Below are 255 nucleotides of genomic sequence, written 5' to 3'. Positions count from 1 at the left end.
GAACACCGGTGGCGAAGGCGGGTCTCTAGGTAGTAACTGACGCTGAGGAGCGAAAGCGTGGGGAGCGAACAGGATTAGATACCCTGGTAGTCCACGCCGTAAACGGTGGGTACTAGGTGTGGGTTCCCTTTCACGGGATCCGTGCCGTAGCTAACGCATTAAGTACCCCGCCTGGGGAGTACGGCCGCAAGGCTAAAACTCAAAGGAATTGACGGGGGCCCGCACAAGCGGCGGAGCATGTGGATTAATTCGATG

At 57.6% G+C, this 255-nt stretch carries 1 rRNA gene; it reads left to right on the top strand.

The features are described from left to right. Positions 1-255: ribosomal RNA gene (locus AAFO60_RS21050) — 16S ribosomal RNA — on the top strand; the annotation flags it as partial.

The sequence above is a fragment of the Gordonia aichiensis genome (assembly GCF_039946255.1).
GTDB classification, from domain to species: Bacteria; Actinomycetota; Actinomycetes; order Mycobacteriales; family Mycobacteriaceae; genus Gordonia; species Gordonia aichiensis_A.
This window is presented reverse-complemented; position numbering and strand designations above follow the sequence as displayed.